This is a genomic window from Micromonospora sp. DT178 (genome assembly GCF_049841695.1).
Classification (GTDB): Bacteria; Actinomycetota; Actinomycetes; order Mycobacteriales; family Micromonosporaceae; genus Micromonospora.
Genome location: NZ_JBNCKV010000025.1, coordinates 1 through 17,943, shown reverse-complemented (window position 1 = coordinate 17,943; position 17,943 = coordinate 1). Strand labels below are relative to the sequence as shown.

The 17,943-nt window shown below is 73.9% G+C and carries 9 protein-coding genes and 3 pseudogenes; 9 read left to right on the top strand and 3 right to left on the bottom strand.

Features of this window, described 5'->3' with window-relative positions:
* Positions 1-35 precede the first annotated feature (35 nt).
* Positions 36-1,010, bottom strand: a pseudogene (locus tag ACLQ22_RS29885) (TauD/TfdA family dioxygenase); the annotation flags it as partial.
* A gap of 218 nt (positions 1,011-1,228) precedes the next feature.
* Between ACLQ22_RS29885 and ACLQ22_RS29880 the strand changes: the two are divergent.
* The 9 genes and pseudogenes from ACLQ22_RS29880 (at position 1,229) to ACLQ22_RS29840 (ending at position 17,067) form a co-directional block, all read left to right on the top strand.
* Complete coding sequence (locus tag ACLQ22_RS29880) at positions 1,229-1,447, top strand: MbtH family protein (RefSeq protein ID WP_425695248.1); 219 nt, start codon at positions 1,229-1,231, stop codon at positions 1,445-1,447.
* A 20-nt stretch (positions 1,448-1,467) separates the two neighbouring features.
* Positions 1,468-3,315, top strand: a pseudogene (locus ACLQ22_RS29875) (non-ribosomal peptide synthetase); the annotation flags it as partial.
* A 32-nt stretch (positions 3,316-3,347) separates the two neighbouring features.
* Positions 3,348-9,848, top strand: coding sequence for an amino acid adenylation domain-containing protein (locus tag ACLQ22_RS29870; protein WP_425695247.1), 6,501 nt, complete (start codon positions 3,348-3,350; stop codon positions 9,846-9,848).
* A 46-nt stretch (positions 9,849-9,894) separates the two neighbouring features.
* Entirely contained in the window at positions 9,895-11,172 is a 1,278-nt protein-coding gene (locus ACLQ22_RS29865) for an MFS transporter (RefSeq protein ID WP_425695246.1), read from the top strand.
* Between the two features lie 2 nt (positions 11,173-11,174).
* A complete protein-coding gene (gene panD, locus ACLQ22_RS29860) occupies positions 11,175-11,630 on the top strand; it encodes an aspartate 1-decarboxylase (RefSeq protein WP_425695245.1) in 456 nt (151 codons plus the stop codon).
* Positions 11,617-12,633, top strand: coding sequence for a 2,3-diaminopropionate biosynthesis protein SbnA (gene sbnA, locus ACLQ22_RS29855; protein ID WP_425695244.1), 1,017 nt, complete (start codon positions 11,617-11,619; stop codon positions 12,631-12,633). The genes panD and sbnA overlap by 14 nt, the downstream gene beginning before the upstream one ends.
* Positions 12,627-13,628, top strand: a complete 1,002-nt coding sequence (sbnB, locus tag ACLQ22_RS29850) for a 2,3-diaminopropionate biosynthesis protein SbnB (RefSeq protein ID WP_425695243.1) — start codon at positions 12,627-12,629, stop codon at positions 13,626-13,628. The genes sbnA and sbnB overlap by 7 nt, the downstream gene beginning before the upstream one ends.
* Entirely contained in the window at positions 13,618-16,794 is a 3,177-nt protein-coding gene (locus tag ACLQ22_RS29845) for an amino acid adenylation domain-containing protein (protein WP_425695242.1), read from the top strand. The genes sbnB and ACLQ22_RS29845 overlap by 11 nt, the downstream gene beginning before the upstream one ends.
* Positions 16,795-16,857: 63 nt before the next feature.
* On the top strand, positions 16,858-17,067 hold the full coding sequence (locus ACLQ22_RS29840; RefSeq protein ID WP_121401277.1) for a response regulator transcription factor: 210 nt from the start codon (positions 16,858-16,860) through the stop codon (positions 17,065-17,067).
* Positions 17,068-17,073: 6 nt separating this feature from the next.
* Here the strand turns inward: ACLQ22_RS29840 and ACLQ22_RS29835 are convergent, their stop codons facing one another.
* Positions 17,074-17,658: a LuxR C-terminal-related transcriptional regulator gene (locus ACLQ22_RS29835; protein ID WP_425695241.1), complete on the bottom strand. Its 585-nt coding sequence runs from the start codon at positions 17,656-17,658 to the stop codon at positions 17,074-17,076.
* Between the two features lie 144 nt (positions 17,659-17,802).
* Positions 17,803-17,943: pseudogene (locus ACLQ22_RS29830) on the bottom strand (electron transfer flavoprotein subunit alpha/FixB family protein); the annotation flags it as partial.

The window sequence follows — 17,943 nt, the reverse complement described above, 5'->3', positions numbered from 1 at the left end:
CGGGAGTTGCCGTGGGCGGCGCCGGCCGCCGCGAGCGCCGCGCGGTACGGCTCGGCCATCGCCACGGCGATCCGGCGGTCGCCGGTGAACGGTTCCCGGGCGTGCGCGGCGAGCATGTTGTCCACCACCAGGACGTCGTCGCGCTGCCAGTCGAAGCGCCGCTGGGCCGCCCGGTAGCAGTCCCGAAGGTGGGCCACCACGTCGTCCGGGATCCGCCCGCCGTCGCCGTAGTAGGTGTTCGTGGGCAGCTCGGTCTCGTCGAACAGCTCCCGCAGCCCGGCGCAGACCTCCTCGGCCAGCGTGGTCACGTGGAAGAAGGTCACGTGGTTGAACCAGAGCAGCTCACCGGTCCCCGGGTGCCGGTGCACGGCATCGCGTCGGGCGCGGGTACGCAGCCCCGAGCCGGTCCACTCCACCTCGATGCCGCTGCGGGCGCAGTAGCGCGCCACCTCGTCGCGTTCGTCGGTGTTGAACGCCCGCTGCCAGGGCACGCCGAAGCCCTCGTGGAAGTTGCGCACCACCAGCCAGCCCCGGGCGATGAACTCGGCGGACACCGCAGGGTCGATGCGCTGGCGCACCAGGCGGGTGTCGGCGAGCGGGGTGGCGCCCAGGGTGGCCGGCGTACGCAGGCAGTAGAAGTAGAGCGTCATGGGCCAGTCGGCCTGGTAGGAGTTCTCGTTGTGCAGGAAGATCTCCTCGGCCGGCGGGAAGTCCGTCGAGGTGTAGACCCGCCCCTGGATGGTGCTGCGGGGCGACGAGCGCTCGGCGTAGTCCAACGGCTCACCGGAGAGCGCCCGGACCACCCCCTCGAAGCCGGCCACCCCGCCGACATCGAACCCGCGCAGCAGGACCGCCCCGTGCTCACGCAGCCGGGCCCGGATCGCGGCCCGGTCGGCGGCCAGCCGCCCGCCGATCGGCTCCCCCGGCGCAGCGGCGGTCAGGACGAACGGAAGCGGTTTCTCGGCCGACCCGCGCGGCAGCGGCGGCACCGTCATCCGGGGCGTACTCATCGCTTCTCCTGTCGGCCTCTGGGCTGCCGGTCACGCGGCACGGCTCAGCCTGTCCGCTGAGGCACGGGTCAGAAAGAGAATCCCCGGCAAGGCTCGTACGCGTTTTTCTGCCAGTTCTTCTCTACGTACGGCGATCGGCGTCCCGGCAGGGTGTGACCGGCAGTGGGACCAGTGTCGTGTCGTACGACACGGCTGCCCTTTCCCGAGGAGGAGCCGGCATGTCCGACGAGAACACCGATGAGCGCGCGTACCGGGTCGTGGTGAACGACGAGGAGCAGTACTCGATCTGGCTGGGCGACCGGGATCTGCCGCTGGGATGGCGCGCGGAGGGCACCGAGGGCACCCGCGAGGAGTGCCTCAAGCGGATCGACGAGGTGTGGACCGACATGCGCCCGCTCAGCCTGCGCCGGCGTATGGAGCAGGCGGCGGGCCGGTAGTCGTGACCGCCATGGCGAAGCTGACCGCGGCCGACGGGCACCGGGTCCCGGCAGGGTGGAACGACACCGAGGTCGGGTACCCGGCCGACCCGTGCCTGCACGAGCTGGTCGAGGAGCAGGTACGGCGTACCCCGGACGCGATCGCCGTGGTGTCCGACGAGCGGACCGTCCGCTACGTCGAGCTGAACCGCGAGGCCAACCGGCTCGCGCGCCGGCTGCGGGCAGCCGGCGTGCGCGCGGAGTCGGTGGTGGGAGTGTGCCTGCACCGGGGGGTCGACCTGGTGGTGGCCCTGCTGGGGGTCCTCAAGGCGGGCGGCGCCTACCTGCCGGTGGACCCGGACCAGCCGGCGGACCGGATCCGCTACCTGCTGACCGACTCGGCGGCGACGACCGTCGTCACCGGCCCGGGTGTCGACCACGGGCCGCTGGCCGCCGCCACCGGCGCCCCGGTCCGGGTCGACGAGGACCTCCGGGGGCTGCCGGACGGCGACCCGGAACCGGTCGTCGGCCCGGCCAACGCCGCCTACGTCATCTACACCTCCGGCTCCACCGGCCGCCCGAAGGGCGTGGTCGTGGAGCACCGGTCGATCGTCAACCGGGTGCGCTGGAGGCCGGACGCCCGGGGCGCCGACGGCGGCGTGGTGCTCCAGAAGACACCGTTCGGCTTCGACGTCTCGGTGTGTGAGCTCTTCTCCCCGCTGACCACCGGGGCGACGCTGGTGATGGCCCGTCCCGGCGGGCACCGCGATCCGGCGTACCTGGCCCGGGTGGTGGCCGAACGGCAGGTCACCTCGATCCGGTTCGTGCCGTCGATGCTGCGCGCCTTCCTGGACGTGCTGCCCGCCGGCCGGACCAGCCTGCCGTCGATCCGGCAGGTGCTGTGCAGCGGCGAGGCGCTCCCCGCGGACCTGGTGGCCGCGGCGCACGACCGGCTCGACTGCGAGGTGTTCAACCTGTACGGACCGACCGAGGCGGCGGTCGAGGTGACCAGCACCCGTTGCCTGCCCGGCGAGGCGGTGACCATCGGCCGGCCGGTGGCCAACACCCGCACGTACATCGTGGACGGCGAGCTGCGGCCGTTGCCGGTCGGCGAGCCCGGGGAGCTGGTGCTCGCCGGGATCCAGCTCGCCCGGGGCTATCTCGGCCGGCCGGGCCTGACCGCCGCCTGCTTCGTCCCCGACCCGTTCGCCGACCGGCCCGGGCAGCGCATGTACCGCACCGGCGACCAGGCCCGGTACCTGCCGGACGGCAGCATCGAGTACCTGGGCCGGCGGGACCAGCAGGTGAAGATCAGGGGCTTCCGGATCGAACTGGGCGAGATCGAGTCGGTACTCGGCCGGCACCCCGCCGTCCGCGCCGCCGTGGTGGACGTGCGCCACGGCGCGGCCGGCGGCCCGCAGCTCGTCGCGTACCTGCTGCCGGCCGGTCCGGAGCCGGCCGACCATCGGGCGGTTCGCGCGTACCTGGCCGAGCGGTTGCCGGAGCACATGGTCCCGCAGAGCTGGGTGATGCTCGACGAACTGCCGCTGACCGGCAACGGAAAGGTCGACCGCCGGCGGTTGCCGGAGCCTGCCCCGGCCGGCTCGGCGACCGGCGGACCGACGGTGGCGCCGCGTACCCCCACCGAACGGGCCGTCGCCGAGGTGTGGGCCGAGGTGCTGGGCGTCGACCACTGCGGAACACACGACGACTTCTTCGACCTCGGCGGTCACTCCCTGCTGGCCACCCGGGTCGTCGCGTTGCTGCACGAACGGTTCACGGTCGACCTGCCGGTCAGCGCGGTCTTCGAGGCACCGACCGTGGCAGAACTGGCGACGGTGCTCCAGCGGGCCGTCGAGGAACGGGTGGCGGGAATGTCCGAGTCCGAATTGGAGAGAATGTTGGCACAGGTGGGCGAGGAATGACGATTCCCGAGGACCCGTCCCCGACCACGACCGACGCCCGTCGTCGGGCGCTGGTGGAGGCGCTGCTGGCCGGGCGGGCCCCGGACCGGTCGCCGGCCACCCCGAGTTCGCCGCAGCGGCCGACCGGCCCGCTGCCGCTGTCCTACCCGCAGCAGGGGGTGTGGCTGCTCGACCAGATCCGGCCCGGCGGCGCGGAGTACGTCGTACCGTTCAGCTGGCGGTTGACCGGTCCGCTGGACCCGGTGGCCCTCCGCGACGCCTGGCGGGAGGTCATCCGGCGGCACGGGGTGCTGCGGACCCGCTACCAGGTCGTGGACGGCCGGCCGAGCCAGGTGGTCGGTCCGGCCGAGCCGGTCGAGCTGCCCGTCGTCGACCTGACCGGCTGCGTCGCGACGGAGCGGCGGGAGCGGCTGGACGCGCTGATCCGCGACGAGGCGAGCACCCCGTTCGACCTGGGTCGGGACGCGCCGCTGCGGGTCCGGCTGGTCCGGCTCGCCGAGGACGAGCACGTCATGGTGCTGGTCGCCCACCACATCGCGTTCGACGGCTGGTCGGTCGGCGTACTGGCCCGGGAACTCGGCGCGCTCTACCCGGCGCTGGTCGCCGGCGAGCCGTCCCCGCTCGCCCCGCTGCGGTTCCAGTACGCGGACTTCGCGGTGCGGCAGCGGGACCGGGCGGCCGGCCTGGCCGGGCAGCTCGACCACTGGCGCGACCGGCTGGCCGGCCTCGTGCCGCTGGAGCTGCCGACCGACCGGCCCCGCCCGCCGGTGCAGGACCCCCGGGGCGCGACGCTGCCGTTCACCGTGCCGGCCGACCTCGGTCGCACCCTCGCCTCGATCGGGCGGCGGCACCGGGCGACCCCGTTCATGGTGCTGCTGGCCGCGTTCCAGGTCCTGCTGACCCGCTACACCGGGCAGACCGACGTCGCGGTGGGCACCCCGGTCGCCGGGCGTACCCGCCCCGAGGTCCAGGACCTGATCGGGTACTTCGTCAACACGCTGGTGCTGCGGACCGACCTGTCCGGCGAGCCGAGCTTCGTCGAGGTGCTGGCCCGGGTGCGGGAGGCGGTGCTGGACGCGCAGTCGCACCAGGACGTGCCGTTCGAGCGGATCGTGGACGCGCTGTCGCCGGAGCGGGACCTGTCCCGCAACCCGCTGTTCCAGACCATGTTCGTGATGCAGAATGCCACGGCCGCCGACTTCTCCGGGGCGGGGCTGCGGGCGCGGCAGGTGCCGACGCTCTGGCACACCGCGAAGTTCGACCTGACCATGCAGATGACCGAGGAGGCGGACGGCTCCTTCTCCGGGGTCGTCGAGTACGCGACGGCGCTGTTCGACGACGCGACCGTACGGCGGCTGGCCGAGCACTACCGTCAGCTGCTGAGCGCCGTCGTCACCGATCCGGACGCCCCGGTCACCCGGCTGCCCATGCTCACCGACACCGAGACTGCCCAACTCACGGCCTGGAACGACACCGCCGTCGACCACCCCCGCCACACGCTGCTGCACCGGCTGATCGAGGCCCAGGCCGACGCCACCCCCGACGCGGTCGCCGTGGCCGACGACCAGCACGAGCTGACGTACGCCCAGCTCGACGCCCGCGCCAACCAGCTCGCCCACCGGCTGATCGCCCTCGGCGCCGGCCCCGAGCGGATCGTCGCCGTCAGCGCGCGACGCCGCGTCGCCCTCGCCGTGGCCCTCGTCGCCGTGCTCAAGACCGGCGCGGCCTACCTCCCGCTCGACCCCACCCACCCCGTCGACCGGCTCCGCTGGACGCTCGCCGACGCCGGCGACCCCGTCACCCTGGTGGATGCCCCCGACCAGCACGACTGGCACCCCGGCCCGCTGGTCCACCTCGACGACCCGACGCTCGCCGACGAACCCGCCGGACGACCCGGCGCCACCGTCGACGACCGTAGCCCCGCCTACCTGATCTACACCTCGGGCTCCACCGGCCGCCCCAAGGGCGTCCTCGTCGACCACCGCGCCATCGTCAACCGGCTCCGCTGGATGCAGGACACCTACCGCCTCGACCACACCGACCGGATCCTGCAGAAGACCCCGCACACCTTCGACGTCAGCGTCTGGGAGTTCTTCTGGCCCCTGACCACCGGCGCGACCCTCGTCATGGCCCGCCCCGACGGGCACCGCGACCCCACCTACCTCGCCGAGACCATCAACCGGCGGCGTGTCACCACCGTCCACTTCGTCCCCTCGATGCTGCGCGCCTTCACCGCCCACCTCGTCACCACCCGCACCGCCCTGCCCCACCTCCGCCGCATCGTCTGCTCCGGCGAGGCCCTCCCCGACGACCTCGCCACCGGCGTGCACGCCCACCTCGACGTCGAGCTGCACAACCTCTACGGACCCACCGAGGCCGCCGTCGACGTGACGGCCACCCGCGTCCACCCCGGGCAGAGCGTCACCATCGGCTCCCCCATCGCCAACACCGGCGCCCACATCCACGACCCCTGGGGCAACCCGGTCCCCGTCGGCGTCCCCGGAGAACTCCTCCTCACCGGTGTCCAACTGGCCCGCGGCTACCACCGCCGGCCCGCGCTCACCGCCGCCCGCTTCACCCCCACCGACGACGGGCAACGCGCCTACCGCACCGGCGACCAGGCCCGCTGGCGTCCGGACGGCACCATCGAGTACCTCGGCCGCCTCGACCACCAGGTCAAGATCCGCGGCAACCGCATCGAACTCGGCGAGATCGAGACCACCCTCGCCGACCACCCCGCCGTCCAGGCCGCCGTCGTCCACCCGCACGGACCCGGCGACGACCGGCGACTCGCCGCCTACCTCGTCGCCGCCGACGGCCACACCGTCGACGCCGACACCCTGCGCGCCCACCTGCGCGCGCGGCTGCCCGAGTACATGGTCCCCACCCACTGGACCACCCTCACCGAGCTCCCGCTCACCAGCAGCGGGAAGATCGACCGCAACGCGCTCCCCCCGCCTGACGCCTCCGCCGCGCGGACCGCCGACCACACCCCGCCCGGCACCCCCACCCAGCACCTCATCGCCGCCGCCTACGCCCACGCCCTCACCGACGGCCGTGGGGCCGACCCCGCCGACGCGGGCGGGCACGACCGACCGGTCGGCATCCACGACCGCTTCTTCGACATCGGCGGCGACAGCATCCGCGCCATCCGGGTCGTCGGACACCTCCGCGACCAGGGGCTCGACCTCACCGTCACGGACCTCTTCCGGTACCGGACGGTCGCCGAACTCGCCGAGGCCGTCGACGCCCGGCAGTGCGGGCTGCCGGCCGAGGCCACCCGCCTGGTGGACCGGTTCGCGCTGATCGGCGAGGAGGACCGGGCCCGACTGCCCGAGGGCGTCGTCGACGCGTACCCGCTGTCGATGGTGCAGGCCGGCATGGCGTACGAGACGCTCGCCGACCCGACCGGCGACCTCTACCTGAACAGCCTCTGCTACCCGGTCGAGGGCGACGCGTTCTCGCTGCCCGCCCTGCACGCCGCCGCCCAACTGCTCGCCGCCCGGCACGAGATCCTGCGGGCCTCGATCGACCTGACCGGGTACCGCGAGCCGCTCCAGCTGATCCACCCGACCGCGGAGATCCGGGTAGGCCACACCGACCTGCGGGGCGTACCAGCCGCCGAGCAGGAGAGCACGGTGGCCCGGCTGGTCGCCGAGGAACGGCGGGACCGGTTCGACCTGGGCACGCCGTCGCTGCTGCGGCTGCACGCCTACCAACTGGGCGACGGCCGGTGGCGGCTGCTGGTCGCCTACAGCCACGCCATCCTGGACGGCTGGAGCCAGAACTCGCTGGTCCCGGAGCTGCTGGCCTACTACCGGCGGATCCGGGACGGGCAGGATCCGCGGCCCGCCCCCGTACCGGCCGTCCGGTTCGCCGACGCGGTGGCGCTCGAACGCCGGGCGGTGGCCGCCGGGGTGGACCGGGAGTTCTGGGCGTCCCGGGTACGGACCCACGAGCGGCTGGGCATCCCGGCGGCGTGGGCCGGCGAGGGGGCCCGGTACCGGGCGGTGCGGTTGCCCTTCGCCGACCTGGTGCCGGACCTGCGGGAGCTGGCCCGGACGGCGGACGTACCGCTGAAGAGCCTGCTGTTCACCGCGCACCTGACCGTACTGGGCATCGTGACCGGGCAGCGGCGCTTCCACACCGGGCTGGTCTGCAACGGACGGCCCGAGCTGACCGACGGCGACCAGGTGCGGGGGATGTTCCTCAACACCGTGCCGTTCGCGGTGGAGCTGACCGCGTCGACGTGGGCCGAGCAGGCCCGCCTGGTCTTCGCCGGGGAGGTCGCGCTCTGGCCGCACCGGCACTACCCGCTGCCGGCGATGCAGCGCGAGTGGGGCGACCAGAGGCCGCTGGTGGACGTCTTCTTCAACTACACCGACATGCACGTGCTCGACCTCGACGGCATCGACCGGTCGGCGATCACCGACACCACCCCGAACGAGTTCGGCCTCTCGGTGTCCAGTGAGCCCGGTCAGCTGATCATCGAGGCCGGCACCGACCGGATCTCCGACGGCCACCTGGACCTGGTCACCCGCAGCTACCGGCGGGTGCTGGAGGCGATGGTCGCCGACCCGTCGGGTGACCCGCGCCGGTGCGGACTGCCGGAGCCCGACCGGCGCGTCCTGCTCGACCTCGGCGCCGGCGGAGCGCTGCCGGTCCCGGACCTGACGCTGCCCGAGCTGGTCGCCCGGCAGGTGGCGGCCACCCCGGGCGCGGACGCGGTGGTCTTCGGCGACGACGTGCTCAGCTACGCCGAGCTGGAGCGCCGGACCAACCGCCTCGCCCACCACCTGCGGGAGCTGGGCGTCGGGCCGGGGACGCTGGTCGGGGTGCACCTGAACCGGAGTGCGGACCTGGTCGTGGCGTTCCTCGCGGTGCTGGCCGCCGGTGGCGCGTACCTGCCGCTGGACCCGGACCACCCGACGCAGCGGACCGCCTTCATGCTGGCCGACGCCGGTGCGCAGGTGATGGTGACGGAGACCGCGCTGGCCGGGCGGCTGGACGCCGCCGGAATCCGGACGGCACTGCTGGACGCCGAGCGCGCGGCGATCGCCGCCCGTCCCGAGCAGCGGCTGGCCGACCGGCCGTCCGCCGACGACCTGGCGTACGTCATCTACACCTCGGGATCGACCGGCACCCCGAAGGGGGTGATGATCAGCCACCGGGGGCTGGGCAACTTCCTCGCCGCGATGCGGCACCGGCCGGGTCTGCCGGCGGGGGCCACCGTGGTCGGCCTGACCACCGTGTCGTTCGACCCCTCGGTGCTGGAGCTGTACCTGCCGCTGCTGGTCGGCGGCCGGGTGGTGGTGGCCGACGCGGAGCAGACCCGGGACCCGCAGCGGATGGCCGAGCTGATCCGCACCGCCACGCCGGCGGTGCTCCAGGCCACCCCGGTGACGTACCGGATGCTGCTGGACTCCGGCTGGTCCGCACCGCCCGGTGCGACCGTCCTCTGCGGCGGCGAGAAGCTGCCGACCGAGCTGGCGGTCCGGCTCGCCTCGACCGGGGCCACCGTGTGGGACATCTACGGGCCGACCGAGACCACGGTCTGGTCCACCACCACCCGGCTGGCTCCGGACGGTCGGCCCGTCGACTTCGGCATGGCCCCGAACGCCGGGCTCCACGTGCTCGACGAGCGGCTGGAGCCGGTACCGGTCGGCGTCCCCGGTGAGATCCACATCGGCGGGGACGGGGTCGCCTGGGGCTACCGCGCCCGGCCCGCGCTCACGGCGGAGAAGTTCGTTCCCGACCCGCACGCCGGGGTGCCGGGTGCCCGCATGTACCGCACCGGTGACCTGGCCCGCTGGCACGCCGACGGGCACCTGGAGATCCTCGGCCGGGTCGACCACCAGGTGAAGATCCGGGGGCACCGGATCGAACCGGCCGAGATCGAGGCGGCGCTGCTGGCCCACGACGGCGTCCGGGCCGCCGTGGTGCACCCGCAGCGGTACGGCGGGGAGCAGGAGCTGGTCGCGTACCTGGTCGGCGGGGGACGGCACCCGGTACCGACCGGCGAGCAGCTGCGCGAGTTCCTGCTGCGTACCCTGCCGGACTACATGTGCCCGGCCGCCTACGTGACGCTGGACGCCTTTCCGCTCACCCCGACCGGCAAGGTCGACCGGAACGCCCTGCCGGTGCCGCAACCCGGTGCCGCCGGGCGGCGGGAACCCGTGCGGGTGGCGCCGCGCACCGGCGACGAGCGGACGGTCGCGCGGGTGTGGGGCGAGGTGCTCGGCACCGACGAGGTGGGGGTGCACGACAACTTCTTCCAGATCGGTGGGCACTCGCTGCTGGCCACCCGGGTCGCGGTCCGGCTCCGTACGGTGCTCCGCGTCGACGTGCCGGTCCGGGCCCTGTTCGACCACCCCACCGTCGCCCGCCTGGTCGGGGCGCTGCCCGGCTACCCGAAGCTGGACGGCCGGCCGGCGGTCCCCAGGCTGAGCGCCCGCAACCGGCTGGCCGACGTGGCCGCCCGCCGGGGTGCCCGGTGACCCCGCGCGGGGGCCCGGCCGGTCGCCGCCCGATCGGCGGCGACCGGTGAGCCGGGTCGACGATCCGGTCGCCGGGGAGCGGATCCCGCCGCTGCACCGCAACCGGGACTTCCTGCTGCTGTGGAGCGGGTCGGCGGTCTCCATGCTCGGCTCGACCGCGTCGCTGGTGGCGTACCCGCTGCTGGTGCTGGCGCTGACCGGCTCGCCGGGCGCCGCCGGGCTGGCCGGTTTCGTGGCGCTGGTGCCGACGCTGCTGTTCCAGCTGCCGGCCGGGGCGCTGGTCGACCGGTGGGACCGCAGGCGGGTGATGATCTGGTGCGACGTGCTGCGGGCGCTGGGGGTGGGCAGCATCGTGGCGGCGATCGCCGTCGACGAGCTGCACCTGTGGCACGTGCTGGCCGTCGGTTTCGTCGAGGGGACGTTGTCGGTCGGGTACGAGCTGGCAGCCGGTGCCGCGATCCCGAACGTGGTGCACCCGAGCCAGGTGACCACCGCGCTGTCGCGCAACGAGGCCCGTGAGCGGGCCGCGGTGATGGCCGGTACCCCGCTCGGCGGGGCGCTGTTCGGGCTGGGGCGGATCTGGCCGTTCGTACTGGACACGGTCTCCTACCTGGTCTCCCTGCTGACGCTGCTGTTCATCCGCCGCGACTTCCAGGCCGGGGCGGGCAGCGCGACCGGCGCCGGAGCCGGCACCGGGAAGCTGGCCGCCGAACTCACCCACGGGCTGCGCTGGTTGTGGGGGCAGCCGTTCCTGCGCACGGCCACCCTGCTGGTCGCCGGCAGCAACCTGCTGTTCCGCGTCCTGTTCCTGATCATCATCGTGGCGTTCGAGGCCGCCGGGGCGGCCCCGGCCGCCATCGGCCTGCTGCTCGGTGTGGCCGGCACCAGCGGGGTGCTCGGTTCACTGGTGGCGACGTGGTGCGCCGGGCGCTTCCCGATGCGCGCGATCGTCATCGCCGCGAACTGGGTGTGGGCGCTGATGACCTGCGTCATCGCCCTCACCGACGACCGCTACCTGATCGGCGCCGCGTACGCCCTGATGTGGTTCGTGGGGCCGATCTGGAACGTGGCGGTCGCCGGATACCAGATGGCCCTCACGCCCGACCACATCCAGGGTCGGGTGCTCAGCGCGGTCAGCCTGCTGGCCAACGGCGCGGTCGCGCTCGGTTCCCTGGCCGGGGGCTACCTGCTGGAGTCGCTCGGGCCGGCACACGCCGCGTGGTCGATGGCCGTCTGGATGGTCCTGCTCGCCGCCCTGGCGACGCTGAGCCGCTCGATACGACGAGCGAGCTTTCTGCCGATCGAGCCCTCAAGGAGGAGCTGAAGGTGTTGCGCACCATACTCAAATCGAAGATCCACCGCGCGGTGGTCACCCAGGCCGACCTGCACTACGTCGGCTCGCTGACCATCGACGAGGACCTGATGGACGCCGCCGACCTGCTCGCCGGCGAGCAGGTGCACGTGGTGGACATCAACAACGGCGCCCGCCTGGAGACGTACGTGATCCCCGGCAGGCGCGGCAGCGGGGTCATCGGGATCAACGGGGCCGCCGCCCGGCTGATCCACCCCGGCGACCTGGTCATCATCATCAGCTACGCGGCGATGATCGACCCGGACGCCAAGGGGTACTCGCCCCGGGTGGTGATGGTGGACGAGGCCAACCGGATGCTCGGCACCACCGACGACCCGGCCGAGGCGATCCCCGGCACCGCGACCATTCCCGGTGACACCCTGCGGGCCGCTACGGATCCCCGTAGCGGGAGTGAACATGCGGGCCGATGAGACCGACGTCGGCGGGGTGCTGAACACGATCGGCGGCTCCCCGCTGGTCCGGCTGGACAAGCTCATGCCGGACGCCCCGTTCACCCTGTGGGCGAAGTTGGAGGCGCACAACCCGGGCGGCAGCATCAAGGACCGCTCGGCGCTGGGCATGCTGATCGACCGGCTCCGGGCCGGGGAGCTGCAACCCGGTCGGTCGGTGGTGGTCGAGTCCAGTTCGGGCAATCTCGGCATCGGGCTGGCCCAGGTGTGCCGCTACTTCGGCATCCGGTTCATCTGCGTGGTGGACCCCCGGACGAACGCGCAGAACATCGCGGTCATGCGCGCGTTCGACGCCGAGGTGGAGGTGGTGACCCGTCCCGACCCGGCCACGGGCGAGTACCTGCCGCAACGGATCCGCCGGGTCCAGGAACTGGTCGACACCATCCCGAACGCCTGGTGGCCGGACCAGTACGCCAACCCGCTGAACCCCCGCGCCCACGAGACCACCATGCGGGAGATCGTCGAGGCGGTGCCCGCCCCGCTGGACTTCCTGTTCTGCGCGACCAGTTCCTGCGGCACGCTGCGCGGCTGTGCCGACTACGCGCGCCGGCACGAGCTGGCGCTGACCATCGTCGCGGTGGACGCCGCGGGCAGCGCGATCTTCGGTGACCACCCCCCACGCAAGCGGCTCATCCCCGGCCACGGCGCCGGGGTCCGACCGAAGCTCTACCGCGACGGGCTGGCCGACAAGGTGATGCACGTCGACGACCTGGACTGCGTGGTCGGGTGCCGCCGGCTGGCCCGCCGCGAGGCCATCCTCGCCGGTGGTTCGTCCGGCGCGGTGGTGGCCGCCCTGGAGCAGTTGCGCGACCTGATCCCGGCCGGCGCGACCTGCGCGCTGATCTTCCCCGACCGGGGTGAGCGCTACCTGAACACGATCTACGACGACGACTGGGTGACCGGGCACTTCGGCGACGTCACCCACCTGTGGAGGGACCGGACCATGGACGTGCCGCCATGCTGATCGTATCCGCCGGCGAGGTCCGGCAGATCCTGGCCGACCGGGAGGACGCCGTCCTGGACGCGGTCCGCCGCGCCTACGTCCTGCACGCGCGGGGGCGTACGGTGCTGCCGCACTCGGTGTTCCTGCGGTTCCCGGAGGACGCCCGCAACCGGATCATCGGACTGCCCGCGTACCTGGGCGACGACTCCCCGGTCGCCGGCATGAAGTGGATCTCGTCGTTCCCCGGCAACATCGACCGCGGGCTGGCCCGCGCCTCCGCCGCGATCGTCGTGAACTCGATGGCGGACGGCCACCCGGTCGCGCTGATCGAGGGCTCCACGATCTCCGCCCGCCGGACGGCCGCCAGCGCCGCCCTGGCCGCCGGCGCCCTCGCCCCGCCGGCCGGCGGCGTCTCCCTGATCGGCTGCGGCGTGATCAACTTCGAGGTGCTGCGATTCCTCCGCGCGGCACTGCCCGGCCTGACGGAGGTGACCCTCTTCGACCTGGACGCCGGGCGGGCCGCCGCGTTCGCCCGGCGCTGCGCGCGGTGGGACCTGAAGGTGAGCGTCGCCGGCGACGTCGAGGAGGCGCTCGGCGCCCACCCGCTGGTCTGCCTGGCGACGACGGCGGGCGTACCGCACCTGGGGCTGGCGCACTGCCGGCCGGGGGCGCTCGTGCTGCACCTGTCGCTGCGGGACATCTTCCCGGCAGACATCCGCACCGCGGTCAACGTGGTCGACGACGCCGACCACGTCTGCCGGGCGGCCACCTCGCTGCACCTGGCGGAGCAGGAGAGCGGCGACCGGGACTTCATCGCCGCCGGCATCGGCGAGGTCCTGGGCGGGGCCGGCTGGCGGCACGACCCGGAACGGGTCACCGTCTACTCGCCGTTCGGGCTGGGCGTGCTCGACCTCGCCGTGGCCGAGCTGGTGCGGCGGGCCGCGGAGCGGGACGGCGTCGGCACCCGGCTGCCGGACTTCCTGACCCTGCCGCCGGAGGACCCGGATGCCGACTGAGCCGGGCGTCGCGCCGTGGAACGACACGGCCAGGAGGTACCCGGGACGACCGGCCCTGCACGAGCTGGTGCGCGAGCAGGCGGCGCGCACCCCGGACTCCGTGGCGGTGGTCACCGAGCGCGGACGGCTCAGCTACGCCGGACTGGTGGGGCGGGCCGACCGGCTCGCCGACGTGCTGGTCGCGCGGGGCATCGGTCCGGAGTCCCGGGTCGGGGTGTGCCTGCACCGGGGTGGCGACATGGTGGTGGCCCTGCTCGGCGTCCTCACCGCCGGAGCCGCCTACGTGCCGCTGGACCCGGACCACCCGGCCCGACGGCTCGCCTTCCTGGTCACCGACGCGGGGCTGGACACCGTGGTGGCCGAGGCGGACCTGCCGGTGCTCGCCGAGCTGGGCCGCAGCGTCGCCACCGTGTCGGTGAGCCGGGAGACCACCGGTCGGCCGGCCCGGGCGCCGCGGGTCACCGTCGACCCGGAACACCCGGCGTACGTCATCTACACCTCCGGGTCAACCGGCCGGCCCAAGGGCGTGGTGATCCCGCACCGCGCCATCGTCAACCGGGTCCGCTGGGGGCTGGACGCGCATCCGCTGGGCCCCGACGACCGGGTGCTCCAGAAGACCCCGTACGGCTTCGACGTCTCGGTGCCGGAGGTCTTCGGCACCCTGGCCGCCGGCGCGCGGCTGGTGATGGCCCGCCCGGGCGGACACCGCGACCCGGCCTACCTGATGGACACGATCCGCCGGTACGGGATCACCGCGGTCCACTTCGTACCGTCGATGCTGCGGGTGTTCCTCGCCGAGGTCCGCGACACCGGCGCCCGCTTCCCCACCCTGCGCCGGATCGTCTGCAGCGGCGAGGAGCTCACCGACGACCTGGTCACCGAAGCCGACGAGCTGATCGGCTGCGAGCTGCTCAACCTCTACGGCCCGACCGAGGCGGCGGTGGAGGTGACCGGGTCGCGCTGCCGCGCGGGTGAGCCGGTCAGCATCGGCCACGCGGTGGCGAACACCCGCACCCACGTCCTGGACGAGCGCGGCGAACCGGCGGAGGTCGGCGAACTCTGCCTGGCCGGCGCGCAGCTCGCCCGGGGCTACCTCGGCCGGCCCGGGCTGACGGCCGAGCGGTTCGTCCCCGACCCGTTCGGCCCGCCCGGCTCCCGGCTGTACCGCACGGGAGACCTGGCCCGGCGGCTGCCCGACGGGGCGGTCGACTACCTGGGCCGGATCGACCACCAGGTCAAGATCCGGGGCCACCGGGTCGAGCTGGGTGAGATCGACGCCGCGCTGCGTACCGTGCCGGGGGTGCGGGCCGCCGCCACGGCCGTGCACGCCGGGCAGCTCGTCGGCTACGTGGTGGCCGACACCGTCCCCGGCGTCCGGGTGCTCCGGGCCCACCTCGCCGAACGGCTGCCCGGGCACATGGTCCCGGCGGTGTTCGTGGCCGTACCGGCGTTGCCGGTCGGCCCGAGCGGCAAACTGGACCGGGCGGCCCTGCCCGCGCCCGACGGGCACCGGCTCGTCGGCGGCGGGAAGCGGGTCGACCCGCGTACCGACGACGAGCGCCGGCTCGCCGGCCTCTGGGCCGAGGTGCTCGGCGGCGGGCCTGTCGGGGTGCACGACACCTTCGTCGAGCTGGGCGGCGACTCGCTCGCGGCCACCCGGGTCTGTTCCCGCGTCCGCCACCTGTGGGGCCGGTCGCTCTCCCCCGCCGACGTGCTCACCGCCACCGTGGCCGAACTCGTCGGGTTGACTGTCGGGGGTGGAACGGCGACCGGCGGGGGTGCCGCGGCCGGCCGGCCCCGGTCGGCTGCGCCGGACGTCGACGCCGACCGGCCGGCCACCGGGTCGCTCAGCGCCGCCCAGCACCGGATCTGGTTCGCGGACCAGCTCGACCCGGGGTCGACCACCTACACGATCACCGAGTCCTACCGGCTGCGCGGACCGGTCGACGTCGACGCGCTGCGCGCCGCCCTCGCGGACACGGTGCGCCGGCACCCGGCCCTGCGGACCACCTTCGGGTCCCGGCGCGGCGTGCCGTACGCGGAGACCGGGCCGGACGCCCGGGTGCCGATCGAGGTGCGCACCGTCGCCGACCTCGCCGAGGCGCGGGTGGCCGTCGACCGGCTCGCCGCCGTGCCGTTCGCGCTCGCCGAGGGGCCGCTGCTGCGGGTCGCCCTGCTGCGGCTGGCCCCCGAGGAGCTCGTCCTGGCCGCCACCATCCACCACATCATCGCCGACGACTGGTCGATGGACGTGCTGTGGCGCGACCTCTGCCAGGCGTACGCGCGGCGCCGTCAGGGCGACACGGTGGCCGGCGACCCGCTGCCGCCGGCCCTGCCGCCGCCGACCGAACCGGCCGACCTCGACTACTGGCGTCGGCACCTCGCCGGCGCGCCGCCCACCCTGGATCTCCCGACCGACCTGCCCCGGCCGGCGCGGCTGCCGCAGACCGGGGCCACCGTCCGGTTCGGCCTGTCGGCGGAGACCACCGCCGGGGTGCGGACGCTGGCCCGGGCCACCGGCTCGACCCCGTTCATGGTGCTGCTCACCGCATTCACCGTCCTGATCGGACGGCTCGCCGGCCGCGAGGACCTGGTGGTCGGCACGTTCGCCGCGAACCGCGACACGGAGCAGGCCGAGAACGGGATCGGGATGTTCGCCAACACCCTCGCCCTGCGGCTGCCCTGCCCGTCCGAGGCGGCCTTCACCGACCTGCTGTTCCGGGTACGGGACGTGGCGCTGGCCGGGTACCGGCACCAGGGACTGCCCTTCGACCGGCTGGTGACGGCGCTGCGTCCGAAGCGCGACCTGCGCCGCAACCCGGTGGTCCAGGTCGCCTTCCAGCTCCTCGGCGACCTGACCGGCCGGCTCCGTCTGCCCGGGGTCGCCGCCGAGCCGTTCGGGCACGGCCAGGGCGGTTCCCCGTTCGACCTGCTGCTCACCGTGCGGGAGGAAGGGCCGCGGCTGGCCGGGTGGTTGCAGTACCACGACGACCTGTTCACCCCCGACCGGGCGGCTTCGTTCGCCGACGGCTTCAGCGGGATCCTCGCCGCGGCGGTGCGTCGTCCCGAGCAGCCGGTCGGGCGGCTGGCCCGGCAGCGGGTCGTTGACCCCGGCGTGGGAAATGCGGGGGCGGCGGCCGGCAATCTGGGGGAAGCGGCCCGATGAGCGGGCGACGAGCCGTTTTTAGCCTGGGTCGGTAGGTCACACCACACCGCCCAGGAGACGATCATGAGGAACGCGTCGAAGCCCGTACTCACCGCCCAGCAGCTCCGGGTGCTCGAACTCGTCGCCGAGGGGTACGACAACGCGGGCATCGCGCGGGAGCTGCGCTGCTCACCACACAGCGTGAAGAACATGATCTACGACCTCATGGCCCGGTTGCAGGTCTCCAACCGGGTCCATGCGACCGCGTACGCCATCCGGCACGGGCTGATCTGAGCCGGCTCAGATCAGCCCCTCGCGCAGGGCGCAGGCCACGGCTTGCGCCCGGTTGCGCACCTGCCAGCGGCGGGTGATCGTGTGCACGATGCCGGTCACCGTACGGACCGAGTAGGCCAGCGAGCGCGCGATCTCCTCGGTCTCGTGCCCGTCGGCGAGCATGAGCAGCACCGCCCGCTCCCGCTTGGTGAGCTGCCGGGCCGCCGGCCGTTCCGGCACCCGGTCGGCGGCCCGGGTCAGCAGGTCCGACGGCACGGTGAAGCTGCCGTCCGCCGTCGCCCGGATCGCCGGACGCAGCCGGTCCGGGCTGACCTCGCACCGGCGCAGCAGCCCGCCGGCCCCGGCCTCCACGGCCCCGACCACGTCCGACTCCCGCAACCTGTCGGCCACCAGCAGCACCCGCCGGCCGGCGCGGGACAGCGAACGCACCAGGACCAGCACCGCGTCGCCGACCTCGTCGGTCACCATCAGCACCACGTCCGGCCGGTCGACCACCACGGTCAGCTCGGGGCACACCTGCACCATGTCGTCGACACCGACCCGTACCGCCGGGTCGGCGGCGACGACCTGCACCCGTATCCGCTCGTCCATGCGCACCACTCCAGAAACTCGTCGCTGACGGACGGCAACGAGAATGTCACCGGGGCTGCGGCGACCGGTACGGGGAACGGCCCCCATATTCCTCATCGGCCGGCGGCCCGGCCGCCCGGATTCCGTCCCGCGGTGGGGCGCGCGTCACTTGCGCTTGCGGATCTCCTCCGCGGCCTGCGGGACGATCTTGAACAGGTCGCCCACCACGCCGAAGTCGGCCAACTCGAAGATCGGCGCCTCGCCGTCCTTGTTGACCGCGACGATCGTCTTCGACGTCTGCATACC

Bases quoted from the DNA above. Each gene is read 5' to 3' on its own strand.
- sbnA (WP_425695244.1), top strand. From the start codon at position 11,617: ATGCGGGCCGATGAGACCGACGTCGGCGGGGTGCTGAACACGATCGGC.
- ACLQ22_RS29870 (WP_425695247.1), top strand. From the start codon at position 3,348: ATGACGATTCCCGAGGACCCGTCCCCGACCACGACCGACGCCCGTCGT.
- ACLQ22_RS29840 (WP_121401277.1), top strand. From the start codon at position 16,858: ATGAGGAACGCGTCGAAGCCCGTACTCACCGCCCAGCAGCTCCGGGTG.
- sbnB (WP_425695243.1), top strand. From the start codon at position 12,627: ATGCTGATCGTATCCGCCGGCGAGGTCCGGCAGATCCTGGCCGACCGG.
- ACLQ22_RS29835 (WP_425695241.1), bottom strand. From the start codon at position 17,658: ATGGACGAGCGGATACGGGTGCAGGTCGTCGCCGCCGACCCGGCGGTA.
- ACLQ22_RS29880 (WP_425695248.1), top strand. From the start codon at position 1,229: ATGTCCGACGAGAACACCGATGAGCGCGCGTACCGGGTCGTGGTGAAC.
- ACLQ22_RS29845 (WP_425695242.1), top strand. From the start codon at position 13,618: ATGCCGACTGAGCCGGGCGTCGCGCCGTGGAACGACACGGCCAGGAGG.